The sequence below is a fragment of the Oceanobacillus aidingensis genome (genome assembly GCF_042654105.1).
Taxonomy (GTDB): domain Bacteria; phylum Bacillota; class Bacilli; order Bacillales; family Amphibacillaceae; genus Oceanobacillus; species Oceanobacillus oncorhynchi.
In genome coordinates this window covers 64,549-80,803 of sequence record NZ_JBHSFT010000046.1, presented here as the reverse complement: position 1 = coordinate 80,803, position 16,255 = coordinate 64,549, and the positions used below count along the sequence as shown (strand labels likewise).

Genomic DNA, 16,255 nt, shown 5'->3' with positions numbered 1-16,255 from the left:
TAATGGGGCGAGTAATCGCAGTCCCCAGCGGAATGTATGCCGTTAAATACATGAGCAACGGCTTTAATAGACCGAGTAATCGCAGGTCTCAGCGGAAAAGCAAGCTAACGAAGAAATTCGATGTGTCATTTTTGGCGGACTTTTTGAACATCCTTTTTTAAGAGATTTTTAACAGTATATCATATTTTTAATAGAGCTGTTATAATTATCTCTCATTTGTCAGTATACATTTTTTAACATATAGGAAACAACAGGAAGCTCTAAAAATTTATTCTAACCTGCATGGTTACGCATTTTTTAGTATTCCAACCATTCTTCAGCTTCCTTTTGTTACATATGTAATTATTTCATTTTCATTTTTGAAACGTCTTCATCTTTTCTTTCCTAATTTAAGATTCAGCCAGCCTTCATGTATTTTTCTATCAATTATAGTAAGGGTAACATGGGCATACACATTAAAAGCCGCCATCTTTCGATGTATCCTGCCTAAAAAGTGAAAGCTGTTGCCGAACTTTTTTGGATTCAAAGCTCAAATTCAGCCGTGACTACTCCTGAATAAGAATCAATGCACACTGACAATTGTTATCCTCCAACTTATAAAAAAACCTTGCCGTTTGTTAAATTGGCAAAGTTTTATTATGGTACTGTCCCAGCAGCGGCAAATATACTCACAATGTACGTTGTGAAGCCTCATGTAATATATTAAGCTTTTTCTCCAGGTTTCCCAATAAATTTCGTCCTTCTTCTTCTGTAATCAATTCCAGACGAACTGCAAAATCAATTTCTCTAGATAAGCCAAACATCTGCGTATCCAGTACATCTTCATATACAGGACATTGTGGCATCGTCAAATTTTCTATCTGAACCTCGATTAAACGAAGTATCTTATCAGCATCAGCTTTCAAAAGAGCGTGGGCTTTTTCACGGTGATTAATCGTTACATCAGGCATCAATATAATCCCCTCCGCATTTTAACATTCTTTATATAATATTATCGCTACAAGCACAAAAATGCAAACATAACTTAAGTATAATGTTAAAAATACGCTTTTTATTCCTTTTTTTGTTAAAATCAAGGGCAGGCAGATGTTGCAGCTTTCTGAATTAAAATAGATGAAAGTACTCCTAATCTTTGCTATTCTAATAGTTGGAAGTACGTGCAAACTGCATTTGTGAAGCAAACGCTTCCCTATCTTGATTTGCACTGCATGTATGTATATACGTAGGGGGATAAAATAATATGATCGTAATGATTAAAGGAAATGTCGGCTATCCTATCACACTTGATCCAACTGTATGGATTTTTGATGATAGAAAAGTGGAATTAGAAAATGCTTTTACGGAACCAGAAGAACAAGAAACATTTACTTCAAACTTTCAAAAACCGCCTGTAAACCGGAGTATCTCGAAGATGGAAGGGGAAGCGTATTTAAAAAACAGCTATGTTATCCCATTGCATGATTTTCTGAATAATGCAGAACCAAAAGCAGACGCTGCGAAAGTTGAATTTATTAAAAGCAATGGAGAAAACGAAAAAATAGCTTTAGAAGACGCTAAGAATGGTTATTTGCTTTTTTCCTTAGAAGGAAAGCCGCTTCGTGAAGATGGTCCCGTTCACTTTTATTATAAAGATGGCTCTAATCAGGATAATCCAATTAAGTATATTAAAGAAATTCATATTCATTAATCATTAACAAAGTCCGCCCGCTGTCTATAAAATAAGCAGCGGGCGGACTTTCTATTATCTTTTTTCATTTTCTTCTTTTGACAGCTGATTCATTTCAGCCTTTTTTTCATTATAGTACTGTACTCCAAATTGCGACCCCTCGGAAACCATTTTAGCATTTTCCAATTGGTCCAATTCTTCTTCCGCAAATTCATCAGGTTTTCCGGCGTTTTCAAATACCCTTAAAGTTCCCAGCGATGATTTTATTTTTTTTCGTTTCTTTCTATCTGTCAATAATACACCGGCAACACCCGCTCCGACTGCTCCTAATGCTGATACCACATATCTTTTTTTCATGTTATCATCCTTTCCATAAATTGAAACTTCATTTTACTTAAGAAATCCCTTTCCCCTGCTTCCTCAGGCAAAATAGGATTGCTGAAAATCAGGTACTTCTTTATTGTTATCATTCCCACTTCTCACCTTTTCAAACTTTGATTATTTAATTAGCTCTATAAAATATGCTATACTTATAGTGTGTTATATAAGAGAATGCTCAAAAAGTCCAATAAAAATGACACGGCAATGCGCAGCGGTAGTCTAGTGCCGGAATTGCGCCAGAACGCTTCGATGAAGTACGTAATCCCAAATCTGGAACATCGCATTCATAGCTGGCCGGTCTTTTTCATCATACTTTTTGAACAGGCACTTTCTAAAGAATTTGTTTTACTCTTATTACCGAATTGAGGTGGAAACATGCAGGTTAAATGCACCATATGCGATAAAGTGGAAGAAATAGAAAATAATTCACCACATGCGAAAAGATTGCGCAATCGCAGAAAAAATATTCATTTATGTACTACTTGCTATGACCGCATTGAAGAAAATACAAAAAAAAGACTGGCAACAGGAAAATTTCGCTTTTATCAAGAAGAAAAGAAAGTAGATGATTTCCTATAACCTGTATTTTTTTATTCCATTAAAAAGCAGAGAAGCCGATTATCGACTCTCTGCTTTTTTAGTGATATCCACTTTTTCCTAATAACTTTCTCCGATTTAAAAACGGACGGCTTCTCATACTTTTTTTGCTTATGCATTATCCTCTTGTACATCGCTGCGATTTTTTCTCTCTCGATGCAGACGAAAACGGTATATACCCAACACTAATATGATAATTATCAAGCATTCTATTGTAGGCATTCTCATTACCGTGGAGAAGATAGTTATAACAAATGTTCCAACCATTAATAGTATGTATACAATGATATTTTTTGCAATCGGGAGCTTTTTTGCAAAGCCCAGCTGGTAAGCTATTGCTGAAAGAATTAGATTCATTACATAAAAAATCCAGAAAATATTGTCGGTTCCATTCAATTCAAAGACATAATCAAATACCATAACTTACATGCCACCTTATCTAATAGAAGATACACATTTACACGCTTCCTTAATCATACTAAAAGTGCTTTCATATGACTAGAGAAAAATGAAAAATTATATGTCTGTTTTTTGAAGTTCTCGTTATTATCCTTTATACTGGTTTGTGGACAAATAGTAAAGGCGGTTAAAAATGAAGAAAATTGATATTTCCATGCTATTATTAGCATTTCTAGTTGTTCTGTTATTTATTTTAGTGGGCTTGGCTATTGCTTTCCGAAATGTATGGGCCATCATTTTATGTATTATCCTAGCATTTTCTGTATTCGGATTTGCAATGTCCAGAAAGAAAAAAAGGAAGGGATGATTATTTCCTTCCTTCCTTTAAAAATCCTATAATGGAATCATGGATTGCAGGATTAGCCACGACAGCCGGTGCTCTTTCCAGCGGGTTCCAAGGGTTTCCGTCTACATCTCCGGCAACACCGCCAACTTCCTGATTCAATATAATTCCGCCGGCAACGTCCCATGGTGCCAGACTTAAAGCAAGATAAGCATCTTGAACCCCTTCAGCTACACTCGCTAATTCTAATGCTGCCGATCCAATTGTCCGTGTACCTCTTACCGTACGCACAAATTTTTGCATAACTGGATAAGCTACCACACGATTCTCACATAACCAAAAATGGTTCATGCCGATAATAGATTCTTCCAATTTTTTCTTTTTATCCAATGGTTCTAATCGGGTTTCATTTTTAAAGGCACCTTCACCGCGCTTAGCATGGTAAAGCTGATCACCCATCACATCATAAACAAAACCAATCTCACCTATGCCATTATGTAGAATACCAATAGATATTGCAAATGAGCGTTTTTGGTGGACAAAGTTCATTGTTCCGTCAATCGGATCAATAATCCATATAGTCCCGTCGACACTAGACAATGTGTCCCCGAAGCCTTCCTCGCCAATAATGTGATGCTCTGGATAAGCTTGATGAATCCGGTCTACAAAGAATTTTTCCGTTTGTTTATCCAGTGCCGTTACTAAATCATTCGGATTAGATTTTGTTTCAATATCCAGTGGATCATTCATATGCTCTCGAATTTCGGCCCCTGCCTCATATATCCAACGTTTTGCTGTTTCATAAATTTTCTGTCTTTGTTGCTGATTCATTTATATATCGCCTCCAAAAACTACATGTAAGCTTATTTTATCAGACTCCTCTTTATTAAACCAATCCTAAACTTACTACAAAGGAATAATTGAGGATGGAAATATTCAATAAACAACCCTAATATGCTCTTTCTTTTGAACTACCCCCACTTACCAACCTTCAAGGTGCTTGAAGTGAGAGATTCCTAAGAACACCAACCTATCGGTCAGTTATGGATTAGACTAGCCCCGCAGTCCCTGCGGTTAATCGCAATGCTTCCTTACGAAGATTCCTGCTTGCGTTCCTATCTCTTTGATGATGGTATTGACAGATATCACACGTCCATGCACGCAAAGCAAGGTTTTTAACTCCTTTGTTTTGGTGTCCACAATGAGAACATAACTGACTGGATGGATAGTTTTTCGCAACTACAACAACCTGCATTCCATAACAGGCCGCTTTATATTCCAGCATCGTTCGGAACGTTGACCAGGATACATTTGCTAATCGCTTTCGCAAGATTTTGATTCTTTAACATGTTTTTCATAAACAAATCTTCTATCCCGATGATATTGTGGTTTAGGCCAACAGGTTGTTGGTCATGCAAGCGTTGCCGCAGGACGCGGCGGTTTTAGCTTGTCTCCTTATCGGTGGAGATCTTATCCACCATGTCTTTTCTTTTATTAGCAATTTTTTCGTGAAGCCGGGCTACTTTTCGTTTTTGTTTCTGCCAATTCGCCGAGCCCACCTGTCGCCTTGAAAGAATCACCTGCGCTTTTGCCAGCTTCTTTTCTAATGTCTGGAAAAACCTTGGATTTTCATACTCCGTCCCATCGGAAAGGGTAGCAAAATCGGTTAATCCGACATCGATGCCTATAGAGGAACCTGTTTTTTCATCGTGTCCAATTTCCGTTTCAACTACAATCGACACAAAGTACTTGCCTGAAGGATTGCGCCGGATCGTTGCACTCATAATACGCCCTTCCACCTCCCGACTTTTGGCAAAACGAACCAATCCGAGCTTAGGCAGTTTGATATGTTTATCCAATACAGCAATGTTTCCATTGACATATTTGGTTGTATACGATTGAATAGGGTTCTTCTTCGATTTAAAATGAGAGCCTTGTTCTGTTTCTTGTAATAACGTGTATAGGAATCGTTCACGTTTTCAACGGCTTTTTGAAGGGCAATGCTATCAACTTCTTTGAGGAAGGGATAAGTTTTCTTCAATTCTGGGACCGCTTTGATTGCCTTATTTTTATTGAAAAATTCGCCCTTCCAATTATTTTGAAGAAGCTGTCCGTTTGTACCATTTCATTCACCGTATGCCAATAGTGGTCTTTTTCTTTTTGTTTTCCTGTAAAATAGTTGTAGACAAAACGGGAGCAGCCGATTGTCTTATGGATGAAGGTGATTTGTTTTTTGTTCGGATAGATGAAATGCTTTTGTTATTTTCATAGCTTCTAACCTCCTCCTGTCTATTATAGTAGAAGAAGGACGAACTCGGAATGTTTGTTCGATTCGATGTTGAACAGTTGTGACACTCCAAATCAATCTTTTGTGCTTAGGAGATTCATCTCCCCCTTATCTCTACGCGCTTGAAGAGGGAGTTTTCTCTCCTTTTTTTGATAAAGAAAGCGGCTATATATTAGGGTATTCTAATATTATTTAATCGATAAGGCTTATCCACTGCTCACTGAGCTGCTTCAGCCTCTCTTTAGATTTGATAATTTGTACAGTGTCTTTCTCCTGCATCGCATCATATAACGTAGCCAATTCATAATCAATTTCTAATTTGATGACAGGGAGACGTTCTTCTGCTTCTTTTCGACGGAGAGCTTCCATAACATATTTCATCCTATCACTCCTTTATAAGGAAATTCACATTTCACCTGAGAGCCTATCATTTCTTTTCGTTTCATGTATGTGCTATATATTATGATTCACGAGATAAATTGTTCACTAAAAACTAAAAAATCAATCTTATTCTTACCTCACTATACCCTCTTTTTGAAGTATTAAACATTTCTCCCGGGCAAAAACAATTGCTTTTTAATCGTCCTCTTTTAACGTCTTCTGCTCTCGCTTGACTTCTTATTACAGATAAAGAATAATAATTTATATTAAAAAGGTATATACACCAAAGGAAAGGATGGTATTTGTGGAATTACGTCATTTTACAAAAGAAGATTTTCAAACATTTACAATTGATGGATTAGATGAGCGTATGGAAGCTATCCAGAATAGAATACAGCCAAAATTTCAAGCTATCGGAGAAGAACTTGTTTCCTATTTGTCTGAGAAAATAGACCAGGAGCTTTATTTACATATTGCCCGACACGCTCGCAGAAGTGTAAATCCGCCGAATGATACATGGCTGGCAATTGCAGATAACAAAAGGGGCTATAAAAAGCACCCTCACTTTCAAGTCGGATTATTTGATGATCATTTATTCATTTGGCTGGCACTTATTTATGAATTACCGAACAAATCAAAAATTGCAGCGAGCTATTTAGATCATTTTGAAGAAATAAAAACTCTTCCTGCGTCATTTGTTGTTTCATTAGATCACACTAAAAAGGATGCCATTTCCTTAGAAGCGCTAACGGAAAAAGAGATAGAACGTTTCCGCGATGTAAAAAAAGCCGAGTTCTTGATCGGCAGACATCTATCCTATGATGATCCGATTTTACAAAATGATAAAGAACTATTTACAACGATAACAGAAACCTATGAACAGCTGCTCCCGCTTTACAAATTGGCAATCGACAGCCGTGATGCATAAAAGAAATCCCCTAAACGACATAAAGTTTAGGGGATTTCTTTCATTTTATCGAAATAAAAGCTTCTTCCGACTCTCTTGCTTTTTTCACGACATGGTAGCTGGAGTATCCAGAAGAACGCTTAAATTCTTCAAATAATTGCTTTTCTTCACTTTTTGACGGAACAATCTCTTTAAAGCGCCGATATAAAGAAAGAAGATCAGACCGTCTGACTTTTTTCTCGTATGCCTGCTCAATTAATGAGAAAAAATTGACTACATCAATAATTTCATTTGTCGACCACGTTTCGTCCATGGGGTACGTATAATTCATTTTTACACCTCTTTACTCCATTTTTCTTTAATCTCGTCTGCTTCCCTTATAATGGAGTCCATGACATCTTCTACACTTAAAATCTGCCGGATACGGCTCACGCCTTGGCCCGCCCATCCAAATCCATCTGACGCCTTGCCAGAATGGATATACTTTTGATTTACCTCTCCACTAATATAATCCTTTAACTGCTCGTAATTATTCCCGTACTTTTCTTCCAGCGAGAGAATATTTTCTGTAAAAGGCGTACGTAATGCTCTTGCCGGCGTGCCTAATGAACGTTTAATAACTACGGTATCTCCTTCACCGGCAGATACAATTGCTTTTTTATAATTTATATGCGCCTGAACTTCCTTTGTTGCAATAAATCTTGTCCCCATTTCAATGCCTTCTGCTCCAAGAGCTAGTGCTGCCATCAAGCCTCTTCCGTCGACAATACCGCCTGATGCAATGACGGGAATTTTAAGTTCATCCGCAACCTGCGGCGTAAGAACAATGGTACCCGTATCACTTCTGCCCAAGTGACCTCCGCCTTCTTGCCCTACAACCATTACGGCATCCGCTCCTAATTCCTGCGCTTTGACAGCCTGTCTTACAGATGCAACCAAGACTAATTTTTTGATAGGGTGACCTTTTAACAGGTCAAAGACACCGGCAGGATTTCCTCCAGTTACTGAAACTACTGGCACCTGCTCCTCTACAGCCGCCTTTACCATGTGATCAAATTTTCTGCCGTGCTGCCCAATAGCAAAGTTAACCCCAAAAGGCCGGTCTGTTAACTGTTTTACTTTTTGAATTTCTTCCCGCAATTTTTCTGGAGAGGACAAGCTCATTGCAGTAACCTGTCCCAGCCCGCCAGCATTACTTACTGCTGCAGCAAGATCAGCATAAGCCAAGTATGCCAATCCCCCTTGAATAATCGGATATTTAATATTTAACAGCTTCGTAACCCTTGTTTGATACACGGTTTCCCCTCCACATTATCTTATTCTAATGTTTCAATTAAATTTGGATCAGCTATCTCATAACCCTGATCCCGCAGACCGTCAATAACATCTCCTAATGCTTCATTTGTCCATTCACGATCATGCATCAGCAAGTTCGCGCCCGGTTGGAGCAAGGAATAATTAATATCTATTTCAGGCGCTTCGCCAGAAATAAGAGCTTCTTTTAATTTATCTGCATCCTGATATTCCTCAAAATAGTCAAAACCGTACGTCCAATTCATTAAAACCATTCCTTCTTCCTTTACAACTTCGCGTGAATGATCTGAATTCGCGCCATGCGGTGCCCGAAAGAATTGCGGACGTTCACCAATAATTTCTTCAATTTTATCGTTTAGACTGACGATCTCCTCTGTCTGCTCATCCTCAGGAATTTCCGGGATCACCGGATGAGAATACGTATGGTTACCGATTGGGAATCCCATTTCATGGATGGTTTTCAACGCCTCTTGTCCTTCTTCATCTTCAATAAAGTGTCCATTCACAAAAAATATCGCTTTCGCATCCTTTTCCTGCAATGTTTCAGCCATTTCCAGAGCATACTCATCAGGTGCATCATCAATGGTTAGAAGGACTACGTTCTCGTCTGCATCATCAATAGGGTGAATTGCTGCTGTTTCTTCGTCTATGTAGTAAGCCGGCTCCTGGTCCTCTGTGTTTTCCTCCTCATTGCCTTCTTCTTCCGTTTCTTGTTCATTTGTTTCATTTTCAACCGAATCCTTATTCTCTTGGTTCTCGGTATTTTCTTCTGGCGCTTCTGTCTCCTCCTCAGATTGTTCTGCACTGCTCTCCTCATTATCATTCGAACTGCAGGCCGCCATCGCACCGACTAACAGAATGAATACGACAATAAATCCGCTTTTTCGTAACATATTATCAAGAACCCCCATAATCCATTATAAAATTCTGATTTTATTATAAGTTAATTTTTTACAATGAGCAACCAAAGTATTTATTAAGAAAGGGAATGAAATATGTTTGATTTTTTTAATATTGGGTAGTTAAATAATAAGCTAAAATTACAAAATACATAAAGTGTCACTATCTACATTCTTTCGACATGAAACTGGAATAAATGATTTGAATTTCATACCAGCAAACAATGAATACAAACTTCCATTGGGAAAAGCCTTCTTGATTATCTGCTGACGAAATTAATTTAGATGATAAATAGCTTTGACAGGATACATACTTCTTCCGTTTGCTTGTACAGGTGTTAAATCAAAAGGTTGACAATAAGGTTAAAGGATTGTTAGTCTGTTATAGGTATTTAACAAAAGAAGAGGGAATAAATCGGTATAAAACCAGTCTAAAAACGGAAAAAAGCAGCAGTTTAGTTGTTCTGACGCTAACATAATCCATTTCACGCTAAATTACTAACTAACGTTACAAAAGTTAAAATTCATAATTACAGAAAAATTGATGTGATTTGGATTTGTACAACAATCTTTTGTATTGTTTTAATTTCATTATCAATGTCTGGATAATCTCTCTTTATAAAGGGAAATATAATAAACGCCAATTAGTTGAACTTTTAAACATGACAGTCACCAGAATGAATGAACATTGAAATGTATAAGAAAATAGTGATGCTGCTTAGCTTACATTACTTAAATGTTATAATATAAGGAGGTCATACTTATTAAATCAAAAACAATTACACCTGTTTTTTGGGTATCCATATCGTTGATACTTGTATTTCTTATTTGGGGAACCTTTTTCCCTGCAAATGTAGAAAATGTTTTAGGCATCATTGACGGTTTTATTTCAGACACATTTGGCTGGTTTTATATGCTCGTTACTACTGGTTTTATACTAGTTGCCCTATTTCTCATTTTTGGACCTTATGGAAGAATAAAATTAGGAAAACCTGATGAAAAACCAGAATATAGTTATTTCACCTGGTTTGCATTTTTATTTACTGCCGGTATGGGGGTAGGCCTCGTATTCTACGGTGTGACAGAGCCCGTAACACATTATTATTCACCTCCTTCAGCTGAACCAGAAACATTGGCTGCAGCAGAACAATCGATGCAGTACACTTTATTCCATTGGGGTTTCCACCCATGGTCTGTATACGCAGTACTTGCATTGGCACTGGCTTATTTTAAATTCCGACATCGTTCTCCTGCTTTAATCAGTTCTGTTTTTGCACCATTGATTGGTGATCGCACAAAAGGTATTTTAGGGATTTCCATCGATACACTTGCTGTCTTCGCAACTGTATTTGGTATTGCAACATCACTAGGTCTAGGTGCAACACAGATTACAGCCGGGTTAAATTTTACATTTGAAGGAATTCCAAATAACTTTACAACAAATTTAATCGTTATAATCATTATCACAGCACTATTTATGTTATCTGCTACAACAGGCATTAACAAGGGTATTCGATACTTGAGCTGGACCAATGTTGTACTTGCAATTGGATTAATGGTCTTTGTGTTCATCCTTGGTTCTTCTACCCAGATGATTGAATCCTTTACAACTACATTAGGAAATTATATACAAAATCTCCCCAGTATGACATTAAGCACAAATGCATATATTGGAGAAAGAGAATTCTTAAATTCCTGGACACTATTTTATTGGGCTTGGTGGATTGGCTGGTCACCATTTGTTGGAACCTTTATCGCCCGTGTTTCTAGAGGAAGAACAATTCGTGAATTCGTTATTGGTGTAACTGCTGTGCCTGTCATATTTAGCGCCATCTGGTTCTCTGTTTTTGGTGTCGCAGGTTTAGAAATGGATGCATCCCAAGGTGGCATGATTCATCAATTAATGAATGAACTAGGGAATGAAGTAGCTTTATTTGCTTTCCTTGAGTCCATGCCAATGGCTTCAGTTGTCATCGGTATTGCTGTTCTCTTGATTTCATGTTTCTTTATTACGTCAGCCGATTCTGGTACTTTTGTGCTTAGTATGCTTACAACCGGCGGAAAGTTAAACCCTAACATGGGTATAAAAGTAATTTGGGGACTGATTTTAGCTGCTATCGCCTCCGTTCTGTTATGGTCTGGCGGATTAAGCGCACTTGAAATGGCTATGTTAATCGCAGCATTTCCATTCGCTATTTTAATGATTTTTATGTGCTACTCTCTCTTGAAAGCATTGAAAAGTGAACATAAAATTTTAACATTGGAAGCCAGACAGCGCAGATATGATCCGGAGTTCCGGGAAAAACAGAAAAAAGAAATAAAAGAAATGAAAGAAGGATTCAAAAAAACTCTTCCCGAGATTGATCAGGAAGAAAATAGACCTGAATCTTAACTAATAAAAACTGTGCTGAAGAATGAAATAATGTTAAAGAAAAGCTCTCCTTAAAATTAAGGAGAGCTTTTTTATACCCAGTTTTCGACACCAAAACACGTTTATCATTACTTTTCTTTTAAAGTATTACACATTGCTACAAAAGAATGTTACTCTAATATCATTTTCGTTACTATTTTATAACATCTCTTAAATAGTGGATTTTATTTGTTAAACTATTTATATCCAGCGAAAACAAAAGTGACAGTGATTGCTTTTATTTTCGGGAAGAGGTGACATAGAATGAAGAAATTTGGTATCATTCTACTATTATTTACTATGATTCCCATATTAAATAGCTGTCAACATGAAGAGAACATGCAAGTTATTGAATTTGAATTTACAGACTATCATGTTATATATGTTCCTCCAGCTGAAGATAATGATAGTTATATGAATACATTTGTTGATTTGAAGGCAAAATATCCAGATGAAATTTCCAGTCCGGAAAAACGCACCATGGATAATCAAGAGCTGCCGTCAGATTATACTTTAAATAATAATAGTGTTTACTTACTTAAAGATGAAGATGTTATCTACTCGATTGAAAATCATATGTCACGCGGAGATCTTATGGAGACATTAGAATCCATTGTCAGCGCAAATGATCAAATTATTTACTAGCTTCTGCATGAAGGAGTAAAACCCTTCAGAATAGATTTATTGCATGATAAAAGGGAGTCAGGCACCTTGGATTATTAAAGCAGGTGCCTGACTCCCTTTTTATATTTAAGAAAAGCAAGGACACCGCCTGATCTTCAAAAACCAGTGTTCTTGCCCAGGAGATGTACGCTTCGGCGTTTTTTGATGAGGCGGGTAATCGCAAACTCTTTTCGATGGGGCGAGTAATCGCAATCCCAGTCTCAGGAAGTCGCTTTCCGCAGGGAGTGTATTTATTGCTTTCTTATTCCTTAAAAAAGGCATGCCCGGATATATACCCGGAGCATGCCTTTTTTTTCAACAAATATTACATTGTGTGGATTGGTGTACCCAAGCCTACTTCTGCAGCTTCCATCGTAATCTCACCTAGTGTTGGATGAGCATGGATAGTTAATGCAATATCTTCTGCTGTCATTCCAGCTTCAATAGCCAGTCCGATTTCAGAAATCATGTCACTCGCATTTGGACCAGCGATTTGACCGCCGATGATAAGACCATCTTCTTTGCGGGTAACCAGCTTCACAAAGCCTTCTGAAGTGTTTAACGATAATGCACGTCCATTTGCTGCAAATGGGAATTTCGCAGCTTTTACGTCATAACCTGCATCTTTCGCAGCTTGTTCAGACAGACCTACTGTTGCTAATTCAGGCTCCGTAAATGCTACTGCCGGAATAGCGTTGTAGTCAATAGCTGCTTTTTCACCGCTGATTGCTTCTGCGGCAATTTTAGCTTCATAAGATGCTTTATGAGCAAGAGCCGGACCAGGAACGATATCGCCGATTGCAAAGATGTTGCTTACAGAAGTTCTTCCTTGATTATCCACTTTAATCAAGCCTCTGTCATCTTTTTCAACACCAATTTGTTCTAAGCCAAGTTCTTCTGTGTTTGGACGGCGTCCTACTGTAACAAGTACGTAATCAGCTTCAATGACTTCTTCTTTGCCATTTGCTTCATAAGTCACTTTTACACCATCTTTTGTTTCTTCTGCGCCTTTAGCCATTGCTTCTGTAACAATTTTAGCACCTTTTTTATCCAGCGTTTTTTTAACAACTTGTGTCATTTGTTTTTCAAAGCCGCCAAGAATATCTTTAGCACCTTCTAAGAACGTTACTTCTGTGCCGAAGTTTGCATAAGCTGTACCAAGCTCAGTTCCAACATAACCAGAACCGATAACAACTAATTTTTCAGGAACTTCAGTTAGAGCCAATGCTCCTGTAGAATCCAATACTCTTTCAGAGAATTTGAAAGAAGGGATTTCAATTGGTGAAGAACCAGTACCAAGAATACAGTTGTTAAATTTGTAAGTTTGAGAGTCTTTTTCGCCGGCAACTTTTACCGTATGCTCATCTACGAAGTAAGCTTCCCCTTTTACAATATCCACTTTATTTCCTTTTAACAGTCCTTGAACACCAGAAGTAAGTTTGTTTACAACAGATGCTTTCCAATCTTGTACTTTAGAGAAGTCAAGACTTACGTTTTCTGTTGTAATACCTAAATCATCAGAGCCTTTTGCATTCTGATATTTGTGTCCTGCTTCAATAAGTGCTTTAGAAGGAATACATCCAACGTTTAAACAAACGCCGCCTAATTCACCTTTGTCAACAATTGTAACCTTTTGTCCCAGCTGTGCTGCACGAATTGCTGCAACATAGCCTCCTGGACCAGCACCAACGACAAGTGTGTCTACTTCTACCGGGAAATCTCCTACTACCATGACTTACGCCTCCATCATAATTAATTGTGGGTCATTCAATAAACGTTTGATTTGGTTCAATGCATTTTGAGCAGTTGCACCATCAACGATACGATGATCAAAGCTTAGGGATACAGCAAGAACTGGAGCCACTACGATTTCACCATCACGAACGACAGGTTTTTCAGCAATACGACCAATTCCGAGAATAGCTGCCTCTGGATAGTTTAATACTGGAGTGAACCACTGACCGCCAGCTGAACCAATATTGGAAATCGTATTGGAAGCACCTTTCATTTCGTCTGGTTTCAGTTTACCATCTCTCGCTTTAACTGCCAATTCATTGATTTCATCAGAAATCTGGAAGATAGATTTTTTATCTGCATCTTTCACAACCGGCACTAAAAGTCCGCGATCTGTGTCTGCAGCAATTCCGACATTGTAGTAATGTTTTTCTACAATTTCATCCGTTGCATCATCAATGTAAGAGTTAAGGATTGGGAATTTCTTAGACGCAGATACCAATGCTTTAACGACATATGGCATGTACGTTAACTTGATTTCCTGTTCTGCTGCAACTGCTTTGAATTTCTTACGGTGAGCTACTAATTCTGTAACATCCACTTCGTCCATTAACGTAACGTGTGGAGCTTTTGATTTAGAGTTAACCATTGATTTAGCAATTGCTTTACGCATTGCTGTCATTTTCTCGCGTGTTTCCGGATACTGTCCTTGTGGAGCAGCAGCTGCTTGTGTATCTTCAGAAGTTGCCGGTTCTGCAGATTCAGAAGAAGCCTCAGGCTGATCTCCGCTTAAGAAGCTTTCTACGTCTTCTTTTGTAATACGTCCGTTTTTGCCGGATCCTTGTACATCTTTAATATTCACATCATTTTCACGTGCGAATTTACGAACAGATGGCATTGCGATAACACGCTTGTCATCTGATTCAGATGCATTGTCGTCAGACGCTTGATCCGCATTTTCTTCCGCTTTTTCTTCTTTTGATTCCGAAGAAGCATCGTCTGATTTAGTATCTTCCTCTTCTTCATCATCGTATCCTTCTGCATCAAATGAAATTAACGTATCACCTACAACTGCAACTTCACCTTCTGCCACATGGATTTTTGTAACTGTTCCGTCTACCTGAGATGGAATCTCAACGACAGATTTATCATTTTGAATTTCACAAAGCACATCGTCTTCTTTTACTTCGTCGCCTTCTTTAACGAACCATTTAACGAGCTCGCCTTCGTGAATTCCTTCACCGATATCTGGTAATTTAAAATTAAATGCCATGGATTTGACCTCCTAAATAATTTAGAAATTGATTACTTCGTTTACTCTTTCAACAATGTCTTTATGGTCTGGCAGCCATGCTTCCTCTGCATCAGAGAATGCATAAACTGTGTCCGGTGCAGTAACACGAAGAATAGGAGCTTCTAAATGTAAAATTGCTCTCTCTTGCACTTCAGAAATAACTTGTCCAGCGATACCAGCTTGACGCTGTGCTTCTTGGACAAATACGACACGATTTGTTTTCTTAACAGACTCTAAAATGGTGTCATAATCTACTGGAGAAACCGTACGCAAGTCGATTACTTCTGCTGAAATACCATCTTTCTCTAATTCTTCAGCTGCTTTTAATGAAGAATGCACCATTGCGCCATAAGCAAGTAACGTAACGTCAGTACCTTCGCGTTTTACGTCAGCTTTTCCAAGCTCTACGGTATAATCTTCTTCCGGAACTTCCCCGCGGAAAGAACGGTATAACTTCATATGCTCTAAAAATACAACCGGATCATTATCGCGAATTGCAGAAATAAGCAGTCCTTTTGCTTCATATGGTGTAGAAGGAATAACTACTTTCATACCCGGCTGTTGTGCAATAAGACCTTCTAAAGAGTCCGCATGCAGTTCAGGCGTGTGAACCCCGCCGCCAAATGGTGCACGAACAGTAATTGGCGCATTGTAATGGCCGCCGGAGCGATAACGCAAACGAGCCATTTGGCCGTTAATCGAATCCATTACTTCATAAACGAAGCCGAAAAACTGGATTTCTGGAACCGGACGGAACCCTTCCATTGCTAAACCAATGGCTAAGCCGCCAATTCCTGATTCAGCAAGCGGCGTATCAAATACACGGTCTTCGCCGAATTCATCTTGAAGACCTTCCGTAGCACGGAAAACTCCGCCATTTTGTCCAACATCTTCACCAAATACAAGCACGTTTTCGTCATTTTTCAGCTCAACGCGCATTGCATCAGTGATTGCTTGAATCATTGTCATTTGTGCCATGA

The 16,255-nt window shown here is 38.2% G+C and carries 17 protein-coding genes and 1 pseudogene; 6 read left to right on the top strand and 12 right to left on the bottom strand.

Annotation, left to right across the window (positions count from 1 at the left end; genetic code table 11):
* Nucleotides 1-668: 668 nt before the first annotated feature.
* Nucleotides 669-950: an Fpa/YlaN family protein gene (locus tag ACFO3P_RS17545; protein WP_042535242.1), complete on the bottom strand. Its 282-nt coding sequence runs from the start codon at nt 948-950 to the stop codon at nt 669-671.
* Nucleotides 951-1,240: 290 nt separating this feature from the next.
* Here ACFO3P_RS17545 and ACFO3P_RS17540 point away from each other — a divergent pair, with 290 nt between their 5' ends.
* Complete coding sequence (locus ACFO3P_RS17540) at nt 1,241-1,687, top strand: hypothetical protein (RefSeq protein ID WP_256704876.1); 447 nt, start codon at nt 1,241-1,243, stop codon at nt 1,685-1,687.
* 54 nt (nt 1,688-1,741) lie between these two features.
* On the opposite strand, the gene ACFO3P_RS17535 is transcribed toward ACFO3P_RS17540, so the two are convergent.
* Nucleotides 1,742-2,023 carry a hypothetical protein gene (locus tag ACFO3P_RS17535; RefSeq protein ID WP_256704877.1) on the bottom strand — a complete coding sequence of 94 codons (282 nt, stop codon included), beginning with the start codon at nt 2,021-2,023 and terminating at the stop codon, nt 1,742-1,744.
* Nucleotides 2,024-2,422: 399 nt separating this feature from the next.
* On the opposite strand from ACFO3P_RS17535, the gene ACFO3P_RS17530 reads away from it, so the two are divergent.
* Nucleotides 2,423-2,626 (top strand): YlaI family protein, encoded by a 204-nt coding sequence (locus ACFO3P_RS17530; RefSeq protein WP_042535247.1) that lies wholly within the window; start codon nt 2,423-2,425, stop codon nt 2,624-2,626.
* Nucleotides 2,627-2,755: 129 nt separating this feature from the next.
* On the opposite strand, the gene ACFO3P_RS17525 is transcribed toward ACFO3P_RS17530, so the two are convergent.
* Nucleotides 2,756-3,064, bottom strand: a complete 309-nt coding sequence (locus tag ACFO3P_RS17525) for a YlaH-like family protein (RefSeq protein ID WP_042535249.1) — start codon at nt 3,062-3,064, stop codon at nt 2,756-2,758.
* Between the two features lie 172 nt (nt 3,065-3,236).
* Here ACFO3P_RS17525 and ACFO3P_RS17520 point away from each other — a divergent pair, with 172 nt between their 5' ends.
* A complete protein-coding gene (locus ACFO3P_RS17520) occupies nt 3,237-3,410 on the top strand; it encodes a DUF5325 family protein (protein ID WP_175297073.1) in 174 nt (57 codons plus the stop codon).
* On the opposite strand, the gene ACFO3P_RS17515 is transcribed toward ACFO3P_RS17520, so the two are convergent.
* From ACFO3P_RS17515 to ACFO3P_RS17505, 3 genes and pseudogenes are all read right to left on the bottom strand, one after another.
* Complete coding sequence (locus ACFO3P_RS17515; RefSeq protein ID WP_289584879.1) at nt 3,411-4,217, bottom strand: inositol monophosphatase family protein; 807 nt, start codon at nt 4,215-4,217, stop codon at nt 3,411-3,413.
* 217 nt (nt 4,218-4,434) lie between these two features.
* Nucleotides 4,435-5,633: pseudogene (tnpB, locus tag ACFO3P_RS17510) on the bottom strand (IS200/IS605 family element RNA-guided endonuclease TnpB).
* A gap of 232 nt (nt 5,634-5,865) precedes the next feature.
* A complete protein-coding gene (locus tag ACFO3P_RS17505; protein WP_256704879.1) occupies nt 5,866-6,054 on the bottom strand; it encodes a hypothetical protein in 189 nt (62 codons plus the stop codon).
* A 304-nt stretch (nt 6,055-6,358) separates the two neighbouring features.
* Between ACFO3P_RS17505 and ACFO3P_RS17500 the strand changes: the two genes are divergently transcribed.
* The gene (locus ACFO3P_RS17500; RefSeq protein ID WP_244882408.1) at nt 6,359-6,982 is read left to right on the top strand and encodes a YktB family protein; all 624 of its coding nucleotides are present in this window, start codon (nt 6,359-6,361) and stop codon (nt 6,980-6,982) included.
* A gap of 40 nt (nt 6,983-7,022) precedes the next feature.
* Here ACFO3P_RS17500 and ACFO3P_RS17495 read toward each other — a convergent pair whose 3' ends face one another.
* The 3 genes from ACFO3P_RS17495 to ACFO3P_RS17485 are packed head-to-tail and all read right to left on the bottom strand — an operon-like array spanning nt 7,023 to nt 9,168.
* The gene (locus tag ACFO3P_RS17495) at nt 7,023-7,292 is read right to left on the bottom strand and encodes a UPF0223 family protein (protein WP_042535256.1); all 270 of its coding nucleotides are present in this window, start codon (nt 7,290-7,292) and stop codon (nt 7,023-7,025) included.
* A gap of 2 nt (nt 7,293-7,294) precedes the next feature.
* The gene (locus ACFO3P_RS17490) at nt 7,295-8,257 is read right to left on the bottom strand and encodes an NAD(P)H-dependent flavin oxidoreductase (RefSeq protein WP_042535258.1); all 963 of its coding nucleotides are present in this window, start codon (nt 8,255-8,257) and stop codon (nt 7,295-7,297) included.
* Nucleotides 8,258-8,277: 20 nt separating this feature from the next.
* Nucleotides 8,278-9,168, bottom strand: coding sequence for a polysaccharide deacetylase family protein (locus ACFO3P_RS17485; protein ID WP_042535260.1), 891 nt, complete (start codon nt 9,166-9,168; stop codon nt 8,278-8,280).
* Nucleotides 9,169-9,931: 763 nt separating this feature from the next.
* On the opposite strand from ACFO3P_RS17485, the gene ACFO3P_RS17480 reads away from it, so the two are divergent.
* Together ACFO3P_RS17480 and ACFO3P_RS17475 are read left to right on the top strand one after the other, a co-directional pair.
* Nucleotides 9,932-11,566 (top strand): BCCT family transporter, encoded by a 1,635-nt coding sequence (locus tag ACFO3P_RS17480; RefSeq protein ID WP_374705733.1) that lies wholly within the window; start codon nt 9,932-9,934, stop codon nt 11,564-11,566.
* A gap of 282 nt (nt 11,567-11,848) precedes the next feature.
* Nucleotides 11,849-12,229, top strand: coding sequence for a hypothetical protein (locus tag ACFO3P_RS17475; protein WP_042535264.1), 381 nt, complete (start codon nt 11,849-11,851; stop codon nt 12,227-12,229).
* A 343-nt stretch (nt 12,230-12,572) separates the two neighbouring features.
* Here the strand turns inward: ACFO3P_RS17475 and lpdA are convergent, their stop codons facing one another.
* From lpdA to ACFO3P_RS17460, 3 genes are read right to left on the bottom strand one after another with little or no spacing between them, the layout of a single operon-like run.
* Nucleotides 12,573-13,979 carry a dihydrolipoyl dehydrogenase gene (lpdA, locus tag ACFO3P_RS17470; protein ID WP_042535266.1) on the bottom strand — a complete coding sequence of 469 codons (1,407 nt, stop codon included), beginning with the start codon at nt 13,977-13,979 and terminating at the stop codon, nt 12,573-12,575.
* A 3-nt stretch (nt 13,980-13,982) separates the two neighbouring features.
* Nucleotides 13,983-15,254, bottom strand: coding sequence for a dihydrolipoamide acetyltransferase family protein (locus ACFO3P_RS17465; RefSeq protein WP_042535268.1), 1,272 nt, complete (start codon nt 15,252-15,254; stop codon nt 13,983-13,985).
* 21 nt (nt 15,255-15,275) lie between these two features.
* The gene (locus ACFO3P_RS17460) at nt 15,276-16,253 is read right to left on the bottom strand and encodes an alpha-ketoacid dehydrogenase subunit beta (RefSeq protein ID WP_212928495.1); all 978 of its coding nucleotides are present in this window, start codon (nt 16,251-16,253) and stop codon (nt 15,276-15,278) included.
* Between the last annotated feature and the right edge of the window lie 2 nt (nt 16,254-16,255).

Bases quoted from the DNA above. Each gene is read 5' to 3' on its own strand.
- ACFO3P_RS17545 (WP_042535242.1), bottom strand. From the start codon at position 950: ATGCCTGATGTAACGATTAATCACCGTGAAAAAGCCCACGCTCTTTTG.
- ACFO3P_RS17540 (WP_256704876.1), top strand. From the start codon at position 1,241: ATGATCGTAATGATTAAAGGAAATGTCGGCTATCCTATCACACTTGAT.
- ACFO3P_RS17535 (WP_256704877.1), bottom strand. From the start codon at position 2,023: ATGAAAAAAAGATATGTGGTATCAGCATTAGGAGCAGTCGGAGCGGGT.
- ACFO3P_RS17530 (WP_042535247.1), top strand. From the start codon at position 2,423: ATGCAGGTTAAATGCACCATATGCGATAAAGTGGAAGAAATAGAAAAT.
- ACFO3P_RS17525 (WP_042535249.1), bottom strand. From the start codon at position 3,064: ATGGTATTTGATTATGTCTTTGAATTGAATGGAACCGACAATATTTTC.
- ACFO3P_RS17520 (WP_175297073.1), top strand. From the start codon at position 3,237: ATGAAGAAAATTGATATTTCCATGCTATTATTAGCATTTCTAGTTGTT.
- ACFO3P_RS17515 (WP_289584879.1), bottom strand. From the start codon at position 4,217: ATGAATCAGCAACAAAGACAGAAAATTTATGAAACAGCAAAACGTTGG.
- ACFO3P_RS17505 (WP_256704879.1), bottom strand. From the start codon at position 6,054: ATGAAATATGTTATGGAAGCTCTCCGTCGAAAAGAAGCAGAAGAACGT.
- ACFO3P_RS17495 (WP_042535256.1), bottom strand. From the start codon at position 7,292: ATGAATTATACGTACCCCATGGACGAAACGTGGTCGACAAATGAAATT.
- ACFO3P_RS17485 (WP_042535260.1), bottom strand. From the start codon at position 9,168: ATGTTACGAAAAAGCGGATTTATTGTCGTATTCATTCTGTTAGTCGGT.
- ACFO3P_RS17475 (WP_042535264.1), top strand. From the start codon at position 11,849: ATGAAGAAATTTGGTATCATTCTACTATTATTTACTATGATTCCCATA.
- lpdA (WP_042535266.1), bottom strand. From the start codon at position 13,979: ATGGTAGTAGGAGATTTCCCGGTAGAAGTAGACACACTTGTCGTTGGT.
- ACFO3P_RS17465 (WP_042535268.1), bottom strand. From the start codon at position 15,254: ATGGCATTTAATTTTAAATTACCAGATATCGGTGAAGGAATTCACGAA.
- ACFO3P_RS17460 (WP_212928495.1), bottom strand. From the start codon at position 16,253: ATGGCACAAATGACAATGATTCAAGCAATCACTGATGCAATGCGCGTT.